At 57.5% G+C, this 20,057-nt stretch carries 20 protein-coding genes; 12 read left to right on the top strand and 8 right to left on the bottom strand.

What is annotated here, in order from left to right; all coding sequences use genetic code 11:
- Window positions 1-5 precede the first annotated feature (5 nt).
- Window positions 6-188, top strand: coding sequence for a YoaH family protein (locus FHC51_RS18660; protein ID WP_039030781.1), 183 nt, complete (start codon window positions 6-8; stop codon window positions 186-188).
- 5 nt (window positions 189-193) lie between these two features.
- On the opposite strand, the gene FHC51_RS18655 is transcribed toward FHC51_RS18660, so the two are convergent.
- Complete coding sequence (locus FHC51_RS18655) at window positions 194-538, bottom strand: RidA family protein (RefSeq protein WP_103180017.1); 345 nt, start codon at window positions 536-538, stop codon at window positions 194-196.
- 126 nt (window positions 539-664) lie between these two features.
- Here FHC51_RS18655 and FHC51_RS18650 point away from each other — a divergent pair, with 126 nt between their 5' ends.
- The 5 genes from FHC51_RS18650 to rnd all read left to right on the top strand — a co-directional run bounded on the left by FHC51_RS18650 (window position 665) and on the right by rnd (window position 7,054).
- Window positions 665-2,575 carry an ATP-dependent DNA helicase gene (locus FHC51_RS18650; RefSeq protein WP_220436319.1) on the top strand — a complete coding sequence of 637 codons (1,911 nt, stop codon included), beginning with the start codon at window positions 665-667 and terminating at the stop codon, window positions 2,573-2,575.
- A 66-nt stretch (window positions 2,576-2,641) separates the two neighbouring features.
- Window positions 2,642-3,337, top strand: coding sequence for a tRNA (adenosine(37)-N6)-threonylcarbamoyltransferase complex dimerization subunit type 1 TsaB (gene tsaB, locus FHC51_RS18645; RefSeq protein WP_103822346.1), 696 nt, complete (start codon window positions 2,642-2,644; stop codon window positions 3,335-3,337).
- A gap of 37 nt (window positions 3,338-3,374) precedes the next feature.
- Window positions 3,375-3,962: a Slp family lipoprotein gene (locus FHC51_RS18640; RefSeq protein ID WP_220436318.1), complete on the top strand. Its 588-nt coding sequence runs from the start codon at window positions 3,375-3,377 to the stop codon at window positions 3,960-3,962.
- Window positions 3,963-4,166: 204 nt separating this feature from the next.
- Window positions 4,167-5,852, top strand: a complete 1,686-nt coding sequence (fadD, locus tag FHC51_RS18635) for a long-chain-fatty-acid--CoA ligase FadD (RefSeq protein WP_139157091.1) — start codon at window positions 4,167-4,169, stop codon at window positions 5,850-5,852.
- A 74-nt stretch (window positions 5,853-5,926) separates the two neighbouring features.
- Complete coding sequence (rnd, locus tag FHC51_RS18630) at window positions 5,927-7,054, top strand: ribonuclease D (RefSeq protein ID WP_220436317.1); 1,128 nt, start codon at window positions 5,927-5,929, stop codon at window positions 7,052-7,054.
- 98 nt (window positions 7,055-7,152) lie between these two features.
- On the opposite strand, the gene minE is transcribed toward rnd, so the two are convergent.
- Genes minE through minC form a run of 3 tightly spaced genes read right to left on the bottom strand, consistent with a single transcriptional unit; the run spans window position 7,153 to window position 8,954 of the window.
- The gene (gene minE / locus FHC51_RS18625; RefSeq protein ID WP_103180012.1) at window positions 7,153-7,422 is read right to left on the bottom strand and encodes a cell division topological specificity factor MinE; all 270 of its coding nucleotides are present in this window, start codon (window positions 7,420-7,422) and stop codon (window positions 7,153-7,155) included.
- Between the two features lie 3 nt (window positions 7,423-7,425).
- The gene (minD, locus tag FHC51_RS18620; protein WP_103822343.1) at window positions 7,426-8,238 is read right to left on the bottom strand and encodes a septum site-determining protein MinD; all 813 of its coding nucleotides are present in this window, start codon (window positions 8,236-8,238) and stop codon (window positions 7,426-7,428) included.
- Between the two features lie 23 nt (window positions 8,239-8,261).
- Window positions 8,262-8,954 carry a septum site-determining protein MinC gene (minC, locus tag FHC51_RS18615; RefSeq protein ID WP_103180010.1) on the bottom strand — a complete coding sequence of 231 codons (693 nt, stop codon included), beginning with the start codon at window positions 8,952-8,954 and terminating at the stop codon, window positions 8,262-8,264.
- Window positions 8,955-9,080: 126 nt separating this feature from the next.
- On the opposite strand from minC, the gene FHC51_RS18610 reads away from it, so the two are divergent.
- The 3 genes from FHC51_RS18610 (at window position 9,081) to FHC51_RS18600 (ending at window position 10,596) form a co-directional block, all read left to right on the top strand.
- Complete coding sequence (locus tag FHC51_RS18610) at window positions 9,081-9,356, top strand: YcgL domain-containing protein (protein ID WP_103180009.1); 276 nt, start codon at window positions 9,081-9,083, stop codon at window positions 9,354-9,356.
- A gap of 46 nt (window positions 9,357-9,402) precedes the next feature.
- Window positions 9,403-10,062, top strand: coding sequence for a fumarylacetoacetate hydrolase family protein (locus FHC51_RS18605; RefSeq protein WP_220436316.1), 660 nt, complete (start codon window positions 9,403-9,405; stop codon window positions 10,060-10,062).
- 93 nt (window positions 10,063-10,155) lie between these two features.
- Window positions 10,156-10,596 (top strand): YcgN family cysteine cluster protein, encoded by a 441-nt coding sequence (locus FHC51_RS18600; RefSeq protein WP_220436315.1) that lies wholly within the window; start codon window positions 10,156-10,158, stop codon window positions 10,594-10,596.
- A gap of 101 nt (window positions 10,597-10,697) precedes the next feature.
- Here FHC51_RS18600 and dsbB read toward each other — a convergent pair whose 3' ends face one another.
- A complete protein-coding gene (gene dsbB / locus FHC51_RS18595) occupies window positions 10,698-11,228 on the bottom strand; it encodes a disulfide bond formation protein DsbB (protein WP_114314663.1) in 531 nt (176 codons plus the stop codon).
- Window positions 11,229-11,369: 141 nt separating this feature from the next.
- Window positions 11,370-12,908, bottom strand: coding sequence for a sodium/proton antiporter NhaB (gene nhaB / locus FHC51_RS18590; RefSeq protein WP_220436314.1), 1,539 nt, complete (start codon window positions 12,906-12,908; stop codon window positions 11,370-11,372).
- Between the two features lie 199 nt (window positions 12,909-13,107).
- On the opposite strand from nhaB, the gene fadR reads away from it, so the two are divergent.
- Window positions 13,108-13,827, top strand: coding sequence for a fatty acid metabolism transcriptional regulator FadR (gene fadR, locus FHC51_RS18585; protein WP_103822336.1), 720 nt, complete (start codon window positions 13,108-13,110; stop codon window positions 13,825-13,827).
- A gap of 83 nt (window positions 13,828-13,910) precedes the next feature.
- Here fadR and FHC51_RS18580 read toward each other — a convergent pair whose 3' ends face one another.
- A complete protein-coding gene (locus FHC51_RS18580; protein WP_103180003.1) occupies window positions 13,911-15,443 on the bottom strand; it encodes a SpoVR family protein in 1,533 nt (510 codons plus the stop codon).
- Between the two features lie 323 nt (window positions 15,444-15,766).
- Between FHC51_RS18580 and FHC51_RS18575 the strand changes: the two genes are divergently transcribed.
- Together FHC51_RS18575 and dadX are read left to right on the top strand one after the other, a co-directional pair.
- Entirely contained in the window at window positions 15,767-17,065 is a 1,299-nt protein-coding gene (locus FHC51_RS18575; protein WP_114314665.1) for a D-amino acid dehydrogenase, read from the top strand.
- A 12-nt stretch (window positions 17,066-17,077) separates the two neighbouring features.
- Window positions 17,078-18,148, top strand: coding sequence for a catabolic alanine racemase DadX (dadX, locus tag FHC51_RS18570; RefSeq protein WP_103180001.1), 1,071 nt, complete (start codon window positions 17,078-17,080; stop codon window positions 18,146-18,148).
- A gap of 81 nt (window positions 18,149-18,229) precedes the next feature.
- On the opposite strand, the gene FHC51_RS18565 is transcribed toward dadX, so the two are convergent.
- Entirely contained in the window at window positions 18,230-19,963 is a 1,734-nt protein-coding gene (locus tag FHC51_RS18565) for a potassium/proton antiporter (RefSeq protein ID WP_114386449.1), read from the bottom strand.
- Between the last annotated feature and the right edge of the window lie 94 nt (window positions 19,964-20,057).

Below are 20,057 nucleotides of genomic sequence, written 5' to 3'. Positions count from 1 at the left end.
TGACGATGTTTGCAGGTTTACCTTCACTGAGCCACGAGCAGCAGCAAAAGGCCGTCGAGCGCATACAGGAGTTGATGTCCCAGGGGATGAGCAGCGGGCAGGCAATTTCTCAGGTGGCAGAAGAGCTTCGCGCCACCCATACCGGCGAGCGGATCGTGGCGCGTTTTGAGGATGATGAAGAGGAGTAACGCCCTTACACCGCAGCGATAATCTTAATCTCAACCTTATACTGCGGCTTCATCAGCGTCGCCTGTACCGTGCAGCGTACAGGCGCGTGACCCGCCACCACCCACTCGTCCCAGGCTTTGTTCATCGCCGCAAAATCCTCTTTACTGGCCAGGAAAATGGTCGCATCCAGAATGCGGGATTTGTCGCTGCCCTGTTTTTCCAGCACTGCGTCAATCTGCGCCAGGGTATTGGCGGTCTGCTCATAGGCGTCAGCATCCAGATTTTCCGGTACGCCGGTGTAGTAGAGGGTCTGGTTGTGGATCACTACATCTGACCAGCGGGCTTCGGCATCAATGCGCACAATTGTCATACACGTTTCCTCGTTATGGTGACTTTCTGCGGGCAAGACTGCCATATTGTTTTGCCTGCGTCACTCTCGACTGGCGCCAGGACGATCGGCCTGACATAATCCCTGTGCAAAATTACAGGGGGCAGAGTGGCAGACGATTTCGCAGCAGACGGACAGTTAGCAAAGGCAATTCCCGGCTTCAAGCCGCGCGAACCGCAGCGCCAGATGGCGCACGCGGTAGCCGAGGCGATCGACAGCTCCCAGCCGCTGGTGGTAGAGGCGGGTACCGGCACCGGTAAAACGTACGCCTATCTGGCGCCGGCGCTGCGCACGAAGAAAAAGGTGATCATCTCCACCGGTTCGAAAGCGTTGCAGGATCAGCTCTACAGCCGCGATCTGCCTACCGTCGCCAAAGCCCTGAAATACAAAGGCCGTCTGGCCCTGCTGAAAGGGCGCTCCAACTATCTCTGCATTGAGCGGCTCGAACAGCAGGCGCTGGCGGGCGGCGATCTGCCGGTACAGACCCTCAGCGATGTGATCATCCTGCGCAGCTGGGCCAACCAGACCCAGGATGGCGATATCAGTACCTGCGCCAGCGTCGCCGAAGACTCACCTGCCTGGCCGCTGGTCACCAGCACCAACGACAACTGTCTGGGCAGCGACTGCCCGCTCTATAAAGACTGTTTTGTGGTCAAAGCGCGTAAAACGGCGATGGAAGCCGACGTGGTGGTGGTTAACCACCACCTCTTCCTGGCGGATATGGTGGTGAAAGAGAGCGGTTTTGGCGAGCTGATCCCCGAAGCCGAAGTGCTGATCTTCGACGAAGCCCACCAGCTCCCCGATATCGCCAGCCAGTATTTCGGCCAGTCGCTCTCCAGCCGCCAGCTGCTGGATCTGGCGAAAGATTTTACCATCGCCTACCGCACCGAACTGAAAGACACCCAGCAGCTGCAGAAGTGCGCCGACCGCCTGGCACAGAGTACGCAGGATTTTCGCATGCAGCTTGGCGATCCGGGTTTCCGTGGCAACCTGCGCGAACTGCTGGCCGATCAGCATATTCAGCGCGCGTTGCTGCTTCTCGATGACGCCCTGGAGCTCTGCTACGACGTGGCGAAGCTCTCCCTCGGCCGCTCGGCGCTGCTGGATGCCGCCTTTGAACGCGCCACGCTCTATCGCGCGCGTCTGAAACGGCTGAAAGAATTTAACCAGCCCGGCTACAGCTACTGGTACGAATGCAACTCGCGCCATTTCACCCTCGCGCTGACGCCGCTCACCGTGGCCGATAAGTTCCAGGATGTGATGGCGCAGAAGCCGGGCAGCTGGATCTTTACCTCCGCCACGCTGTCGGTTAACGACGATCTGCACCATTTCACCGAACGTCTCGGCATCGCAGAGGCCAAATCCCTGCTGCTGCCGAGCCCGTTTGATTACGCCACCCAGGCGCTGCTCTGCGTGCCGCGCAACCTGCCGCTACCCAATCAGCCCGGTGCCGCCCGCCATCTGGCGGCGATGCTCAAGCCGATGATTGAGGCCAACAATGGCCGCTGCTTTATGCTCTGCACCTCCCACGCGATGATGCGCGACCTGGCAGAGCAGTTCCGCGCCACCATGACGCTGCCGGTGCTGTTGCAGGGTGAAACCAGCAAAGGCCAGCTGCTGCAGCAGTTTGTCAGCCACGGTAATGCCCTGCTGGTGGCCACGAGCAGCTTCTGGGAAGGGGTCGACGTGCGCGGCGATACCCTGTCGCTGGTGATCATCGACAAATTGCCCTTTACCTCGCCGGACGATCCGTTGCTGAAGGCGCGGATGGAAGATTGCCGCCTGCGGGGAGGCGATCCGTTTGATGAGGTGCAGCTTCCGGATGCGGTCATTACCCTTAAGCAGGGGGTGGGGCGCCTGATCCGTGACGTGGACGATCGCGGGGTGCTGGTGATCTGCGATAATCGCCTGGTAATGCGTCCTTACGGGGCCACCTTTATCGCCAGCCTGCCGCCGGCACCACGTACCCGGGATATCGATCGCGCCGTGCGTTTCCTTGCTGCGTCGCAGGCGCAGTAATTTGCTGACGGGTGTGCTAAAATGCGCCCCTTTTTGTGACTGACCACTGCGAGAGCGCGACAATACATGCGAATTCTGGCTATCGATACCGCCACAGAGGCTTGCTCCGTTGCCCTGTGGAATGACGGTACTCCCTTTGCTCATTTCGAAGAGTGCCCCCGGGAACACACCCAACGTATCCTGCCCCTGGTGAAGATGATCCTCACCGAGGGCAATACCTCTCTCACTGACCTCGATGCGCTGGCCTATGGCCGTGGTCCGGGCAGCTTTACCGGCGTTCGCATCGGTATCGGCATTGCCCAGGGGCTGGCGCTGGGCGCTGAACTGCCAATGATTGGCGTCTCGACCCTGGCGACCATGGCGCAGGGGGCGTGGCGCAGCACCGGTGCGACCCGCGTACTGGCAGCTATCGATGCCCGCATGGGCGAAGTCTACTGGGCGGAATATACCCGTGACGAGCAGGGCGTCTGGCACGGGGAAGAGAGTGAAGCGGTGCTCACGCCGGAAGCGGCAGGTGAGCGCATGAAGCAGCTTTCCGGTGAGTGGGCAACCGTCGGAACCGGCTGGCCAGCCTGGCCTGACATGGCAAAGGAGAGCGGTCTGACGCTGGTGGACGGCAAAGTGCTGCTGCCTGCCGCAGAAGATATGCTGCCCATCGCTTGTCAGATGCTGGAGGCAGGGCAAACCGTGCCGGTGGAGAAAGCCGAGCCGGTTTATTTGCGAAACACCGTAGCGTGGAAGAAACTTCCGGGCCGGGAGTGAATCTCAGTATAAGAGCCTGAGAAAAAGGAGTCGCATCATGGCGGTTCAAAAATATGTCGTTCGTCTGCTGACCGTCGGGGCGCTGGCCCTGGCGTTAACGGGATGTGTCTCCGTACCTGATGCCATCCAGGGCAGCAGCCCCACGCCGCAGCAGGATCTGGTCCGGGTGATGAACGCTCCGGAACTCTACGTAGGTCAGGAAGCGCGTTTTGGCGGCAAAGTCGTGGAGGTGCTCAACCAGCAGGGGAAAACCCGTCTGGAGATTGCCACCGTTCCCCTCGACAGCGGCGCGCGTCCGGTGCTGGGTGAAGCCTCACGAGGCCGTATTTACGCCGATGTTAACGGCTTCCTCGATCCGGTGGATTTCCGCGGGCAACTGATCACCGTAGTGGGACCGATCACCGGCGCAGAGCAGGGTAAAGTCGGCAACACGCCTTATAAATTCATGATCATGCAGGCCAACGGCTATAAACGCTGGCGGGTGCAGCAGCAGGTGATGATGCCGCCACCCGATCCCTGGTACTGGGGACCGCATCCATGGCGTTATGGCTATGGTTACGGCTACGGCGGATGGCCAGGCTATGGCCCCGGTCCAGCTCAGGTCCGAACGATAGTAACAGAGTAAGTCACTGTTATTCTTAATTAAGAAACAGCGGCCTGTCCGCTGTTTTGTTTTTTCCACGGTAATAAGAAAAATAAATAGTGACGCGCTTCGCAACCTTAAATCCGGACAATAAATAAACTGGTACGCTGAGTTAATATTATGTTAACGACTTGTTTATTAACCGGGGTTGTGATGACGACGAACACGCATTTCAGAGGTGATGTAGTGAAGAAGGTTTGGCTTAACCGATATCCTGCGGATGTTCCCGCAGAGATAAATCCTGACCGTTATCAATCCCTGGTTGAACTGTTTGAAAACTCCGTAACGCGTTACGCCGATCAGCCTGCGTTTGTGAACATGGGCGAGGTGATGACTTTCCGTAAACTGGAAGAGCGCAGCCGGGCCTTTGCCGCTTATCTGCAACAGGGCTTAGGCCTGCAGAAGGGCGATCGCGTGGCGCTGATGATGCCCAACCTGCTGCAGTATCCGGTGGCGCTGTTCGGTATTCTGCGCGCCGGGATGATCGTGGTTAACGTCAACCCGCTCTATACCCCGCGTGAGCTGGAACATCAGTTGAATGACAGCGGTGCCGCGGCGATTGTGATTGTCTCCAACTTCGCCCACACGCTGGAAAAAGTGGTTGATAAGACCCAGGTCAAACACGTCATCCTGACGCGGATGGGCGACCAGCTCTCCACCGCCAAAGGGACGCTGGTCAACTTCGTCGTCAAATATGTCAAACGTCTGGTGCCAAAATATCACCTGCCGGATGCCATCTCTTTTCGCCAGGCGCTGCACACCGGCTACCGGATGCAGTACGTTAAGCCTGAGATCGCCTCGCAGGATCTGGCCTTCCTGCAATATACCGGCGGCACAACCGGCGTAGCGAAAGGGGCGATGCTCACCCACCGCAACATGCTGGCGAACCTCGAACAGGTCAATGCCACCTACGGGCCGCTGCTGCATCGCGGCAAAGAGTTGGTCATTACCGCGTTGCCGCTGTATCACATTTTTGCTCTGACCATGAACTGCCTGCTGTTTATCGAACTCGGCGGACAGAACGTGCTAATCACCAACCCGCGTGACATTCCGGGGCTGGTGAAAGAGCTGGCGAAATATCCGTTTACCGCCATGACCGGGGTAAACACCCTGTTTAACGCGCTGCTCAATAATAAAGAGTTCCAGCAGCTCGATTTCTCCACCCTGCATCTGTCGGCGGGCGGCGGGATGCCGGTGCAGCAGGCGGTGGCCGAGCGCTGGGTCAAGCTCACCGGGCAGTACCTGCTTGAAGGCTATGGCCTGACCGAGTGCGCCCCGCTGGTGAGCGTGAACCCGCACGATATCGACTATCACAGCGGCAGCATTGGTCTGCCGGTGCCCTCCACCGAAGCCAAACTGGTGGATGACGACGATAACGAAGTGCCGCATGGCGAGCCTGGCGAGCTGTGCGTAAGAGGGCCGCAGGTGATGCTGGGTTACTGGCAACGCCCGGACGCTACCGACGAAATCATCAAGGATGGCTGGCTGCACACCGGCGACATCGCGGTGATGGATGATGAAGGTTTCTTACGTATCGTCGATCGTAAGAAAGATATGATCCTGGTCTCCGGGTTCAACGTCTATCCCAACGAGATCGAAGAGGTAGTGATGCAGCACAACGGCGTGCTGGAAGTGGCCGCAGTAGGGGTACCAGGAGGCAGCAGCGGCGAAACGGTAAAAATCTTTGTGGTGAAAAAAGATCCTGCCCTGAGCGAAGACGCGCTGATCACCTTCTGCCGTCGCCATCTTACCGGCTACAAAGTACCGAAGCTGGTGGAGTTCCGCGACGAACTGCCAAAATCGAACGTCGGGAAGATATTACGACGAGAATTACGTGACGAAGCGCGCGCCAAAGTAGACAATAAAGGCTGAACTTCGTGTTAGTCGCCCAGAAACGCTGGCCTGGCCAGCGTTTTTTTATGGGCGCAAACCATAGAGAAAATGATTTGAATTACCAGATGATCACCACCAACGACGAACTGGCTTCGCTGTGCGATCTCACCCGCGATGCTTCTGCCATTGCGCTGGACACCGAGTTTGTTCGTACCCGCACTTACTACCCGCAATTGGGTCTGATCCAACTGTATGACGGCAAACGGGTATCGCTTATCGATCCGCTGGGGATCACCGACTGGACGCCGATGCGTGAGCTGCTGCTGGACACCGCCATCACCAAATATCTGCATGCCGGCAGTGAAGATCTGGAAGTTTTCCTCAACACCTTCGGCATCATGCCGCAGCCGCTGATTGATACCCAGATCCTCGCCGCGTTTGCGGGTCGTCCATTGTCATGGGGCTTTGCCGCCATGGTGGAAGAGTACACCGGCCTTGTCATCGACAAGAGCGAATCCCGCACCGACTGGCTGGCGCGTCCGCTGACCGAACGTCAGCTCGACTACGCGGCGGCGGATGTGTTCTACCTTCTGCCCATCGCCGGTCAGCTGATGAAAGAGGCCGAAGCCTCCGGCTGGCTGCCTGCGGCGCTGAATGAGTGCCAGATGACGCAGCAGCGTCGTCAGGAGATCGCCGACCCGAAAGAGGCGTGGCGCGACATCACCAACGCCTGGCAACTGCGCACCCGTCAGCTGGCCTGTCTGCAACTGCTGGCCGACTGGCGTCTGCGTAAGGCGCGCGAGCGTGACCTGGCGGTGAACTTTGTGGTGCGTGAGGAGCATCTCTGGGCCGTGGCGCGGTACATGCCGGGCAGCCTGGGCGAGCTGGATAGCATCGGGCTTTCGGGTTCGGAGATCCGTTTCCACGGGAAAACGCTGCTGGCGCTGGTGGCAAAAGCTCAACAACTGCCAGATGAGGCGCTGCCGGAGCCGCTGCTGAATCTGATGGATATGCCGGGGTATCGCAAAGCATTTAAGGCCATCAAGGCCCTGGTGCAGGAGGTAGCGGCAGAGAGTAAAGTCAGCGCCGAGCTGCTGGCCTCACGTCGCCAGATCAACCAGCTGCTGAACGCGCACTGGAAGCTGAAACCGCAAAACGGCACGCCGGAACTGATTGCCGGATGGCGCGGGGAACTGATGGCCGATCGCCTGAATGCGTTACTGGCAGAGTATCCGCAGTAAGCGCGATCTGTAACCCCCGGCGGCGCTGCGCTTGCCGGGGCTACAAAACGACAAACCGTAAGCCGGGCAAACGCAGTGCCGCCCGGCAATACGCACGTTTATGAACGCGACTCTTCTGCTTCCGGCAGGGTGACGTTGAGCTCCAGAATCGAGATATCCCCGTCTTTTTGCTCCAGCTGCACGGTGACCATTTCCGGGTCGATCTGCACGTATTTACAGATCACCTCCAGGATGTCTTTGCGCAGCTGCGGCAGGTAGTGCGGTTCAGCGTCGCTGCGGCGGCGTTCCGCCACGATGATCTGCAGTCGTTCTTTAGCGATGTTGGCGGTGTTTTTTTTCCGCGAGAGAAAAAAGTCCAGTAATGCCATAACTTATCCTCCGAACAGGCGTTTGAGGAAACCTTTCTTCTCTTCTTCAATGAAGCGGAAAGGACGTTCTTCTCCGAGCAGACGATCCACAGTGTCCGCATACGCTTTACCCGCGTCTGCGTTGGCGTCGAGGATAACCGGTTCACCCTGGTTAGAGGCGCGCAGCACGGATTGATCTTCCGGGATAACGCCAACCAGTTTGATGCGCAGGATCTCCAGCACGTCTTCCATACTCAGCATATCACCTTTGCTGACACGACCCGGATTATAGCGGGTCAGCAGCAGGTGCTCTTTAATCGGTTCTTCGCCATTTTCTGCACGACGGGATTTTGAGGCAAGGATACCTAAAATACGGTCTGAGTCGCGCACGGATGAGACTTCCGGGTTGGTGGTGATGATCGCTTCATCGGCGAAGTAGAGCGCCATCAGTGCACCGGTTTCGATGCCCGCAGGTGAATCGCAGATCACGAAATCGAAGTCCATCTTGTTCAGCTCATCGAGCACTTTTTCCACGCCTTCGCGGGTCAGCGCATCTTTGTCGCGCGTCTGGGAAGCGGGAAGAATATAGAGATTGTCGGTACGCTTATCTTTAATCATTGCCTGATTCAGCGTGGCATCACCCTGAATCACGTTCACAAAGTCGTAAACCACGCGGCGTTCACAACCCATAATCAGGTCAAGGTTACGCAGGCCGATATCAAAGTCGATAACGACAGTTTTCTTTCCCTTCTGGGCCAAACCAGTAGCGATGGCCGCGCTGGAGGTGGTCTTGCCAACGCCTCCTTTACCCGAAGTAACAACAATAATGCGTGCCATAGAAATTCCTTGTTAAAAAGGGATCAATTCAACGGTTGAACGGTCAAAGCGTTGTCTGCCAGACGCAAACGTGCTGCTTTGCCAGAAAATTCGGCCGGGATGTTATCGCTCAGCCAGTAAACACCTGCGATGGAGACCAGCTCCGCCTCCAGGTGGGTACAAAAAATTTGTGCATCGCGATCGCCACTGGCACCTGCCAGCGCGCGGCCTCGCATTGAGCCATAGATATGAATATTGCCATCGGCGATCAGCTCCGCACCTGCGCTGACGTGGTTTGTTACAATAAGGTCACAATTTGGCGCATAAATACGCTGTCCGGAACGCACCGGCAGGTCGATCAAGCGCGTTTTTGTGGCGGGTGTAACAGGGAGTTCAGGCGGGGCAGGGGGCTCTGCGCGCGGGGCTTTATCTTTGCCTTCGGTGAGCAGCGGAAGACCCGCCTCGTCGATTTCGGCTTTCAGTTCAGGATCTTTACAGCCGCTGATGCCGACAATCCGCAGCCCGGTGGCTAAGACCGCCTGCTGCAGCTGCTGCCAGTTAATCGGCGCTTCAAGATCGCTGACATTAATGACGACAGGCGCATGTTTCAGGAATGCGGGCGCCTGCGCGATTTTGTCTTCTAACGCCTGACGAATAACCTCGGGTTTTGCTTCATGCAAATGAACCACTGATAAGGTGAAGCTACTGCCTTTAAGCTCGATTGGCGTGTTTGACATCCTGGCCTTACTCAATTTGCTTTTTACCACGGCGTGTGCGTCGTGATATTCCGAAGAGTATCAGGCATGTTATAGTCACAATTATATTGAGGCAAGTCACCCTCCCCGTTAATTCTGAGTAAATATATGTTTTGTGTGATCTACAGAAGTACCCAGCGCGACCAGACCTATCTTTATGTCGAAAAAAAGGACGATTTTTCCCGTGTGCCTGAGGCGCTGATGAAAAGCTTCGGTAAGCCGCAGCTGGTGATGCTCATGCCGCTTGACGGGCGTAAGCAGCTGAAGAACGCCGATCTGGAAAAAGTAAAAAGCGCGTTAGCCGAACAGGGCTATTATTTACAACTCCCTCCGCCGCAAGAGAATTTACTCAAACAGCATCTTGAGGCGCTGGGGAAAAAATAGTTTGAGATTAATCTGTCAGGGTTACATTAACCTTTAGGGGCTCATTATGTATCAGCATCATAACTGGCAAGGCGCCTTGCTGGATTATCCGGTCAGTAAAGTCGTCTGTGTGGGCAGTAATTACGCAAAGCATATTCAGGAAATGGGCAGTGCGGTTCCGGACGAGCCGGTGCTATTTATTAAACCCGAAACCGCACTCTGCGATATCCGCCAGCCGCTGGTGATCCCGCAGGGGCTGGGATCGGTGCACCACGAAGTGGAACTGGCGGTGCTGATTGGCGCCACGCTGCGCCAGGCCTCTGAGGATCATGTGCAGAAGGCGATTGCCGGTTATGGTGTGGCGCTGGATCTGACCCTGCGCGAGGTGCAGGGCAAAATGAAAAAAGCGGGCCAGCCGTGGGAGAAAGCCAAAGGCTTTGATAATTCTTGTCCCATCTCCGGGTTCGTACCGGCGGCGGAGTTCCAGGACGATCCGCAGAACACGACCCTGAGCCTGAAAATCAATGGCGAAGTGCGTCAGCAGGGCTCTACCTTTGACATGATCCATAAAATTGTGCCGCTGATTGCCTATATGAGCCGTTACTTCACCCTGAAACCGGGCGATGTGATCCTCACCGGCACCCCGGAAGGGGTGGGGCCGCTGAACAGCGGCGATGAGCTGGACCTATCCTTCAACGGCCTGTCACTGAAAACCCGCGTGCTGTAACCCTCTCTTGCCGCCCTTTTCGGGCGGCAAAACTTGCATCGAGGTGCCAGACTGGTTATAAGGTGCGCTTTATTTTGACGTGTGGACATCCTTATGAGCGAAATCCCTTTCTGGCAAAGCAAAACTCTCGACAACATGACCGACGCCGAGTGGGAATCGCTGTGCGATGGCTGCGGGCAGTGCTGCCTGCATAAGCTGATGGATGAAGACTCGGACGAAATCTATTTCACCAATGTCGCCTGTAATCAGCTGAATATCAAAACCTGCCAGTGCCGCAACTACGAGCGGCGTTTCGAGCTGGAGCCGGACTGCATCAAGCTGACCCGTGATAACCTGCCGACCTTCGAATGGCTGCCCCCGACCTGCGCCTACCGCCTGCTGGCGGAAGGGAAAGAACTGCCGAAGTGGCACCCGCTGCTGACCGGCTCAAAATCGGCAATGCATGGCGAGCGGATCTCCGTGCGTCATATCGCGGTGAAAGAGTCCGAGGTGCGCGACTGGGAAGACCATATTCTGAATCATCCCAACCGCTGATAATAAAAAACCCGCCGAGGCGGGTTTTTTAATGTGCGGCTTTTTTGCCGGGTGGCGCTGCGCTTACCCGTAGGCCCGTGCAAGCGAAGCGCCGCCGGGCATTAACGGCCAAACAGATCGCGTTTTTTCGCTTTAAACGGCTGGGCAATCAGCACCAGCAGCGCCACGATCAGGTAAGCGGCAAAAATGCCCACCAGCCACTGCGGCATCTCCAGGGTCAGGAATTCCCACTGACGCACGGCGCAGTCACCGGTAGCCACAAAGACCTGCGGCAGCCACTTGTCCAGCGGTAACCAGCTCGGGAAGCTGGCGGCAAAGTCACAGGTCTGGAACGGCGACGGGTGCAGCTGGATCATGGTGTGCTCCCATGCCAGTTGCAGGCCTTTACCGGCGCTGTAAAGCCAGATGGCAATGGCGCCATAGCGCAGCGGGCTTTTTGGGGCGATGGCGCCCACCAGACCCGCGCCCATTACGCCAAACAGCGCGCAGCGTTCATAGATACAGAGTACGCACGGTTTCAGCATCATCACGTGCTGGAACCATAATGCCACCATTTCTAACACGAAGGCGGTCAGGGCCAACAACAACCACGCCCCGCGACCGCGCGAGCACTGGTTCAAAAATTTCAACATAATCATTTCCCTGGAGCAGGTATAGAAAGCGCAGTGTAAACGAAATCACTTTGCGCACCAGCCTCAGCGCGCAAATATAACGTAATCGGACATTTATCATCCATAAGTGCAGCCGGGCGTTTTACCGCCCGGCCGACTCATTTAATGCGTCGCCAGTATACCTGCCTGCAGCATCCATTGGGTAAAAGGAATGAGGGTAATTTTGACGCACAGCAAACCCACTGCGGTTAACACCAGGCTATAAGGCAGCGCCATCCATACCATCCGGCCATAAGAGAGGCGGATAAGTGGGGCGAGGGTGGAGGTCAGTAAGAACAGGAAGGCCGCCTGACCGTTTGGCGTGGCCACGGAAGGGAGGTTGGTGCCGGTGTTGATCGCCACCGCCAGCAGTTCAAACTGCTCCCGGTCGATGATACCACTCTCCATCGCCGCTTTCGCTTCGTTGATATAGACCGAGCCGACAAACACGTTATCGGAGATGGCCGACAGCAGGCCGTTAAACAGATAAAACAGCGTCAGTTGGGCATCCGGCGCGGCCTGCAGCACGAAGTTGATGATCGGCCCAAACAGGTGCTGATCGACGATCACCGCCACTACCGCGAAAAAGACCGCCAGCAGCGCGGTAAACGGCAGTGCTTCGGTAAAGGCTTTGCCGATGGCATGTTCATCCGTCACGCCGGAGAAGGTGGTCGCCAGGATAATGACCGACAGACCAATCAGCCCCACTTCCGCCAGATGAAACGCCAGGGCGATAATCAGCCAGACGCCAATGATGCCCTGGGAAATCAGCGCCAGCCGCTGCTGACGGGTACGCTGGCTGCGGCTCTCTTCGTCGAAGCGTTGCAGCACATCACGTACCTGCTTCGGCAGCAGGGTGCCGTAACCAAACCACCTGAACTTCTCCACCAGCCAGCAGGTGAGCAGGCCGCACACCAGCACCGGCACGCTGACCGGGGCAACGCGCAGGAAAAATTCGATAAAATTCCAGTCCGCGGCTTTGGCGATAATCAGGTTCTGCGGCTCGCCGACCATGGTCATGACGCCGCCCAGCGCAGTACCCACGCCCGCGTGCATCATCAGGCTGCGCAGAAACGCGCGGAACTGCTCCAGCACGTCGCGCTGGTGGGCATCAACCTGGCTGTCATCCTGCATGCCCGATGCCGGCAGGGAAGAGGCCACCCGGTGATAAATCCCGTAAAAGCCGACGGCAACGCTGATCACCACCGCTACCACGGTCAGGGCATCGAGGAAGGCGGATAAAAAAGCGGCCGCCAGACAGAAGGCCAGCGACAGCAGCGTTTTCGAGGGGATGCTCAACAGCAGGCGGGTAAAAATGAACAGCAGCAGCTGCTTCATAAAGTAGATCCCGGCCACCATAAACATCAGCAGCAGGAGCACTTCCAGGTTGGACGCCAGCTCTTCTCTCACATGCTCTGCACTGGTCATCCCTATTGCTACTGCCTCGAAAGCCAGCAGGCCGCCCGGCAGCAGGGGATAACACTTCAGCGCCATGGCCAGGGTAAAGATGAACTCTGCCACCAGCAACCAGCCTGCGGCAAAAGGACTCACCATAAAGATAAGCGGGTTAATTACCAGAAAGATAACCAGAGCCAGTTTGTACCAGTCGGGGGACTGGCCTAAAAAATTGCGCCACAGGGCGCGACGATACGACATTTCCACAACAGATTTCCTTGCCCGTCACATAATTACGCACTAAGTATACGCAAATGGCGCCGGGGAAGGAGTGCAGGCCGCGTTTTTTTAAATGATAAAAATAAAACGGCGATCCCTTTTTTCTCGCGTCGCTGCGCTATCTGCCTCTGTCTGCCTCTGGTATGATGAGTGAATTTTGTAAAAAGCAGTTAATGGAAAATTCACTATGGTCATAAAGGCGCAAAGCCCGGCGGGTTTCGCGGAAGAGTACATTATCGAAAGCATCTGGAACAATCGTTTCCCCCCAGGCTCGATTCTTCCCGCAGAACGCGAACTCTCTGAACTGATTGGCGTCACACGTACCACCTTACGTGAAGTGTTGCAGCGACTGGCACGCGACGGCTGGCTGACGATCCAACACGGCAAACCGACCAAAGTGAATAACTTCTGGGAAACGTCGGGTCTGAATATTCTTGAAACGCTCGCGCGCCTCGATCACGAGAGCGTGCCGCAGCTGATCGACAATCTGCTCTCCGTGCGCACCAACATCGCCACCATCTTTATCCGTACGGCGTTTCGCCAGCACCCGGATAAGGCACAGGAGGTGCTCGCCCGCGCCACGGCGGTTGAAGATCACGCCGACGCCTTTGCGCTGCTGGATTACAACGTCTTCCGCGGGCTGGCGTTTGCCTCCGGCAACCCAATCTACGGCCTGATCCTCAACGGCATGAAAGGGCTCTATACCCGCATCGGTCGTCACTACTTCGCCAATCCGGAAGCCCGCAGCCTCGCGCTTGGCTTCTATCACAAGCTGAGCGAACTCTGCGCCGAAGGTCAGCACGATCAGGTGTATGACACCGTGCGTCGCTACGGTCGCGACAGCGGCGAGATCTGGCACCGGATGCAGAAGACCCTACCGGGCGATCTCTCCATCCACGGTCGATAAAATAAAAAACCTCTCGCTTGAGAGGTTTTTTTATATGTAGGCCGGGTAAGCGAAGCGCCACCCGGCAAACAGGCGATACCGACCTACAGGATATTGCCCTTAGGTGGGCAGCGCTCCAGCAACTCCACGCTGCCATCTTCGTTTTGCTGTTCAAGCAGAATGTCAAAGCCCCACAGACGGTGTACGTGCTTCAGCACCTCTTTGCGCCCTTTATCCAGCGGCGCGCGGTTATGCGGAATATAGCGCAGCGTCAGGGAGCGATCCCCCCGCAGATCCACATTCCAGACCTGAATATTCGGCTCCAGGTTGCTTAAGTTGTACTGGGCCGAGAGACGGGAGCGGATTTCACGGTATCCCTCTTCGTTGTGGATCGCCGAAATTTCCAGATAGTTGTTGTGATCGTCATCCAGCACTGTAAACAGGCGGAAATCTCGCATCACCTTCGGCGACAGGAACTGGCTGATAAAGCTCTCATCTTTAAAGTCGCGCATCGCGAAATGGAGCGTCTCCAGCCAGTCGGAACCGGCGATATCCGGGAACCAGTATTTATCCTCGTCCGTCGGGTTCTGGCAGATACGCTTGATGTCCTGGAACATGGCAAAGCCCAGCGCATAGGGGTTAATGCCGCTGTACCACGGGCTGTTGTAAGGCGGCTGGAACACCACGTTGGTGTGGCTGTGCAGGAACTCCAGCATAAAGCGTTCGGTCACTTTGCCTTCGTCATAGAGGTGATTGAGGATGGTGTAGTGCCAGAAGGTCGCCCAGCCCTCGTTCATCACCTGAGTCTGTTTTTGCGGGTAGAAGTACTGGCTCACCTTGCGCACGATGCGCAGGATCTCACGCTGCCACGGCTCCAGCAGCGGGGCGTTCTTCTCCATGAAGTAGAGCAGGTTCTCCTGCGGCTCAGAAGGATAACGGCGTGCTTCGGGGACCGCTTTTTCCTCTTCGCGCTTCGGCAGGGTGCGCCACAACGTATTCACCTGGCTTTGCAGATACTCTTCGCGGCTTTTCTGCCGGGCTTTCTCCTCCTGCAAAGAGATCTTCTGCGGACGTTTATAGCGATCCACGCCGTAGTTCATCAGCGCATGGCAGGAGTCCAGCAACTTCTCGACCTCTTCCACCCCGTAGCGCTCTTCACATTCGGTAATGTAGTTTCGGGCGAAGATCAGGTAGTCGACAATCGAGCTGGCGTCGGTCCAGCTGCGGAACAGGTAGTTATTTTTGAAAAACGAGTTGTGCCCGTAGCAGGCGTGCGCCATTACCAGCGCCTGCATGGTGATGGTGTTCTCTTCCATCAGGTAGGCGATACAGGGGTTAGAGTTAATGACGATCTCATAGGCCAGCCCCTGCTGACCGTGCTTGTAGAGCCGTTCGGTCTCAATGAATTTTTTACCAAACGACCAGTGGGTATAGTTAATGGGCATCCCGACGCTGGAGTAGGCGTCCATCATCTGCTCGGAGGTAATCACTTCGATTTGATGGGGATAGGCATCCAGACGGTAGAGTTTTGCCACCCGGTCAATTTCCGCCAGATAGGTGTCCAGCAGCTCGAATGTCCAGTCGGGTCCATCGCTCAGACGAGTGGTGTCCTTATTCATGGAATCAATAGTAGCCATTAGCGCGCCCTCGTTGTTGGTAGCTCTCTCTGTCTGGAGAACCTCTTTTCAAGCATAGAACACGCCATTCAAAAGCGTGCTGGTGCGCTATTTTTTTCTTTGCGATTTCCCGTCGCGGGCATGACGAAAAGGGGGTGGGTAGCAGCATAATCTGCTGGTTAAAAATGCCGCGCAGCAGGAGATGCCAAATACGCCACAGCCCCGTCATAGGGGGAAGGTGTGAGGTAAGTCACCATAAAAAATGCCTATGTTGAATAATATTTTCATCTGGGTTATCAATATGTAACCAGAAGATTGTTCTTTTGCTTATAAATGGAGTGGCTATGCGTGTTGTCATACTGGGAAGTGGCGTCGTTGGTGTGACCAGCGCCTGGTATTTAAGTCAGGCCGGGCATGATGTAACCGTCATCGATCGGGAACCGGGTCCGGCACTGGAGACCAGCGCGGCGAACGCCGGACAAATCTCTCCGGGCTACGCGGCGCCGTGGGCGGCACCGGGCGTACCGCTGAAGGCGATTAAGTGGATGTTCCAGCGCCATGCGCCGCTGGCGATCAGTCTCGACGGCACCCAGTTCCAGCTGAAGTGGATGTGGCAGATGCTGCGCAACTGCGACACTTCGCACTACATGGAAAACAAAGGGCGGATGGTACGTCTGGCGGAGTACAGCCGCGACTGCCTGAAAGCGCTGCGTGCCGCCACCGGTATCCAGTATGAAGGCCGTCAGGGAGGCACCCTGCAGCTGTTCCGTACCGCTCAGCAGTACGAAAACGCCACCCGTGATATCGCTGTACTCGAGGACGCGGGCGTCCCGTATCAGCTGCTGGAAGCGAGCCAGCTGGCGCAGGTGGAACCGGCCCTCGCTGAGGTCGCGCATAAGCTGACCGGCGGTCTGCGTCTGCCTAATGACGAGACCGGCGACTGCCAGCTCTTCACGCAGAATCTGGCGCAGATGGCGGAACAGGCGGGGGTGAAATTCCGCTACAACACTTCAGTGGATAAGCTTCTGTACGAAGGGGAGAATATCTACGGCGTACTCTGCGGCGATGAGGTGGTGAAAGCCGACGCTTACGTGATGGCCTTTGGCTCTTACTCCACCGCCATGCTGAAGGGCATTGTGGACATTCCGGTCTACCCGCTGAAAGGTTATTCGCTTACCATCCCGGTAAAAGAGGAGAGTGGTGCCCCGGTTTCAACTATCCTTGATGAAACCTACAAAATCGCGATCACCCGTTTTGACAACCGGATCCGCGTGGGAGGAATGGCGGAAATCGTCGGCTTTAACACTGAGCTGCTGAAACCGCGTCGGGAAACGCTGGAGATGGTCGTTGGCGATCTCTTCCCGCGCGGCGGCTTTATCGAACAGGCGACCTTCTGGACCGGGCTGCGTCCAATGACGCCGGACGGCACCCCAGTGGTCGGGCGGACACCGTTTAAAAACCTGTGGCTAAACACCGGACACGGTACGCTGGGCTGGACAATGGCCTGCGGTTCAGGGCAGCTACTCAGTGATTTGATCTCCGGGCGCACACCCGCTATTCCGTTTGATGATTTAAGCGTCGCGCGCTACCGTCCGGGTTTCACGCCGTCACGTCCACAACATTTACACGGCGCGCATAACTAACAAGGAGTCGTCATGTCCCGTCCTGTTCTGGCTCAGATGGATCTGCAGGCCCTGAAGGATAATCTGCAAATTGTCCGTCGCGCTGCGCCCGCTTCACGCGTCTGGACCGTGGTCAAAGCCAATGCTTACGGCCACGGTCTGGACCGCATCTGGAGCGCGTTAAGCGCAACGGATGGTTTTGCGCTGCTCAACCTTGAAGAGGCGATCCTGCTGCGCGAGCGCGGCTGGAAAGGGCCGATTCTGATGCTCGAAGGCTTCTTCCACAGCGATGAACTGCCGCTGTTTGATAAGTACCGCCTGACTACCAGCGTACACAGCAACTGGCAGGTCAAGGCGCTACAGAATGCGAAGCTGCATGCCCCGCTCGATATCTACCTGAAAATGAACAGCGGGATGAACCGTCTCGGTTTCCAGCCGGAGCGCGTGCACAGCGTCTGGCAACAGCTGCGGGCGCTGAAGAACGTCGGCGAAATGACCCTGATGGCCCATTTTGCTGATGCGGAAAAGACGGAGGGCATTGTCGAACCGATGAAGCGCATCGAGCAGGCAGCGGAAGGTCTGGCCTGTCCGCGTTCGCTTTCCAACTCGGCGGCGACGCTCTGGCATCCGGAGGCGCATTTTGACTGGGTGCGTCCGGGGATCATCCTCTACGGCGCCTCGCCGTCGGGTCAGTGGCAGGATATCGCCAACAGCGGCCTGAAGCCGGTGATGACCCTGCGCAGTGAGATCATTGGCGTCCAGACGCTGAAAGCGGGGGATACCGTGGGTTACGGCAGCCGCTATCGTGCGTCGGGGGAACAGCGGATCGGCATCGTCGCCGGGGGATATGCCGACGGCTATCCGCGCGTTGCCCCTTCCGGTACCCCGGTATGGGTGGACGGCGTGCGCACCGGCACGGTCGGCACGGTGTCAATGGATATGCTGGCGATTGATCTGACGCCGTGCCCGCATGCGGGGATCGGTACGCCGGTTGAGCTGTGGGGCAACGAGGTGAAAGTGGACGATGTCGCCGCCGCCGCGGGCACCGTCGGGTATGAGCTGTTAACGGCGTTAGCGCCACGAGTACCGATCGTCGTTGTGTAACATCGCCCGGTGGCGCTACGCTTGCCGGGCCTACAAAACCCGTAGGCCGGGTAAGGCGTAGCCGCCACCCGGCAAACCGGCCTACTCTTCGGCATCCTCCGCCACGCGCACGCCCACCCTCAGCACCGCGTTATCCTCTTTCTCCGCCACCGTCCAGATCATTCCGGCAAACTCCACCTGGTCACCCACGACCGGCGCGGCGCCGAGCTGCTTCTGCACGATCTCGCCCAGGGTCTGCTGGTTATCGCGATACTCCAGCCCGACATCCAGACCGTAAATCATCGCCACGTCGGCAAATTTGGCGCTGGCTTCCAGAATAAAGTCGCCGAAGAAGCGCTGATCCAGCGCCACCGGCGGCGACTGGCTGAAGAGTTTGCCGAGGGCAGGGAGGTCGTGCTCGCGGCCAATGACGCAGAGGATATCCCCCTCGCGTAGCCGGGTGCTGCCGGTCGGGTGCAGGAGGGCGTTATCCCGGAAGAGGGCGGCAATGCGCGTCTCGGCGGGCATATGCAGATCCCGCAGCGAGGCGCCCACGCACCACTTATCGGCGCTGAGCTGATAGACAAACTGCTCCCACGGATTCTCAGGGTGAAGATCCAGCCCCACGCGGGAGACCGGCCAGCCCACCGGTGGGATCACCACTTTCGCCTTTTTCGCCGCCCACGACAGCGACGTGCCCTGGAACAGCAGCGACACCAGCACCACGAAGAACGCCACGTTGAAAAAGAGACGGGAGTTATCCAGCCCGGCCATCATCGGGAACACCGCGAGGATGATCGGCACCGCACCGCGCAGTCCCACCCAACTGATAAACACCCGCTCGCGCAGGTTAAAGCCTCTGAACGGCAGCAGCCCGGCGAAGACCGACAGCGGACGGGCAAAGAAGATCATCCACAGTGACAGCATCAGCGCCGGAACGGCAATCGGCAGCAGATCCGACGGCGTCACCAGCAGCCCCAGCACCAGGAACATGCCAATCTGTGCCAGCCAGGCCAGGCCATCGAAGTTTTGCAGAATGCCAAAGCGGTTGCGGATTGGACGGTTGCCGAGCAGGAAACCGCAGAGATAGACCGCCAGAATGCCGCTGCCGTCCAGCGCCGTGGTGAGGGCGAAAATCAAAATCCCACCGCTCAGCGCCAGCAGCGGATAGAGCCCGCCAGGGAGCGAGATGCGGTTGATCATCTGTTGCAGCAGATAGCCGCCGCCAAGGCCAAAGAGGATACCCAGACCAAACTGTTGAATGATGTGCCAGGCGAACATCCAGCTCAGGCCGGTTTCATGCTGCTGGATCATCTCAATCAGGGTGATGGTGAGAAACACCGCCATCGGATCGTTACTGCCGGATTCAATCTCCAGCGTCGAGCCGACACGTTCGTTCAGCCCTTTGCCGCCCAGCAGGGAGAAGACCGCCGCGGCATCGGTAGACCCGACAATCGCGCCAATCAGTAACCCTTCCATCAGGTCAAGGTGGAACAGCCACGCCGCCATCATCCCGGTGAGGCCGGAGGTGATCAGCACCCCGACCGTCGCCAGCGACAGGGCCGGGCCCAGCGCCACGCGAAATGAACTGGCCTGGGTGCGCATGCCGCCATCCAGCAGGATCACCGCCAGAGCGAGGTTACTGATCATGTACGCAAACGGGTAGTTGTCGAAGGGAATACCCCCGACGCCATCAACCCCCGCCAGCATGCCGATGGCGAGGAAAATAACCAGAATGGGGATGCCGAGACGTGACGAAAACGAACTCAATAAAATACTACAGGTTACAAGAACTGAACCCAGGATAAAAAGACTGATTATTGCTGCGGCATCCAATGTGTGCGTACTCCCTGCCTGACGCGATGACTGTTAGTAAAACCCTACCATATTAACACCCCTTGCAGGGCGGAAATCCGGTACTTCCGGGGCT

Source organism: Leclercia sp. EC_58 (assembly GCF_019584355.1).
Taxonomy (GTDB): Bacteria; Pseudomonadota; Gammaproteobacteria; order Enterobacterales; family Enterobacteriaceae; genus Enterobacter.
Note: the sequence above shows the minus strand (reverse complement) of the source record. Positions and strands in the feature narration are given on the sequence as shown.

What these genes read in the sequence shown, in the direction of transcription:
- FHC51_RS18660 (WP_039030781.1), top strand. Translation starts at nt 6, where the DNA reads ATGTTTGCAGGTTTACCTTCACTGAGCCACGAGCAGCAGCAAAAGGCC.
- FHC51_RS18655 (WP_103180017.1), bottom strand. Translation starts at nt 538, where the DNA reads ATGACAATTGTGCGCATTGATGCCGAAGCCCGCTGGTCAGATGTAGTG.
- tsaB (WP_103822346.1), top strand. Translation starts at nt 2,642, where the DNA reads ATGCGAATTCTGGCTATCGATACCGCCACAGAGGCTTGCTCCGTTGCC.
- FHC51_RS18640 (WP_220436318.1), top strand. Translation starts at nt 3,375, where the DNA reads ATGGCGGTTCAAAAATATGTCGTTCGTCTGCTGACCGTCGGGGCGCTG.
- minE (WP_103180012.1), bottom strand. Translation starts at nt 7,422, where the DNA reads ATGGCATTACTGGACTTTTTTCTCTCGCGGAAAAAAAACACCGCCAAC.
- minD (WP_103822343.1), bottom strand. Translation starts at nt 8,238, where the DNA reads ATGGCACGCATTATTGTTGTTACTTCGGGTAAAGGAGGCGTTGGCAAG.
- minC (WP_103180010.1), bottom strand. Translation starts at nt 8,954, where the DNA reads ATGTCAAACACGCCAATCGAGCTTAAAGGCAGTAGCTTCACCTTATCA.
- FHC51_RS18610 (WP_103180009.1), top strand. Translation starts at nt 9,081, where the DNA reads ATGTTTTGTGTGATCTACAGAAGTACCCAGCGCGACCAGACCTATCTT.
- FHC51_RS18605 (WP_220436316.1), top strand. Translation starts at nt 9,403, where the DNA reads ATGTATCAGCATCATAACTGGCAAGGCGCCTTGCTGGATTATCCGGTC.
- FHC51_RS18600 (WP_220436315.1), top strand. Translation starts at nt 10,156, where the DNA reads ATGAGCGAAATCCCTTTCTGGCAAAGCAAAACTCTCGACAACATGACC.
- dsbB (WP_114314663.1), bottom strand. Translation starts at nt 11,228, where the DNA reads ATGTTGAAATTTTTGAACCAGTGCTCGCGCGGTCGCGGGGCGTGGTTG.
- fadR (WP_103822336.1), top strand. Translation starts at nt 13,108, where the DNA reads ATGGTCATAAAGGCGCAAAGCCCGGCGGGTTTCGCGGAAGAGTACATT.
- FHC51_RS18580 (WP_103180003.1), bottom strand. Translation starts at nt 15,443, where the DNA reads ATGGCTACTATTGATTCCATGAATAAGGACACCACTCGTCTGAGCGAT.
- FHC51_RS18575 (WP_114314665.1), top strand. Translation starts at nt 15,767, where the DNA reads ATGCGTGTTGTCATACTGGGAAGTGGCGTCGTTGGTGTGACCAGCGCC.
- dadX (WP_103180001.1), top strand. Translation starts at nt 17,078, where the DNA reads ATGTCCCGTCCTGTTCTGGCTCAGATGGATCTGCAGGCCCTGAAGGAT.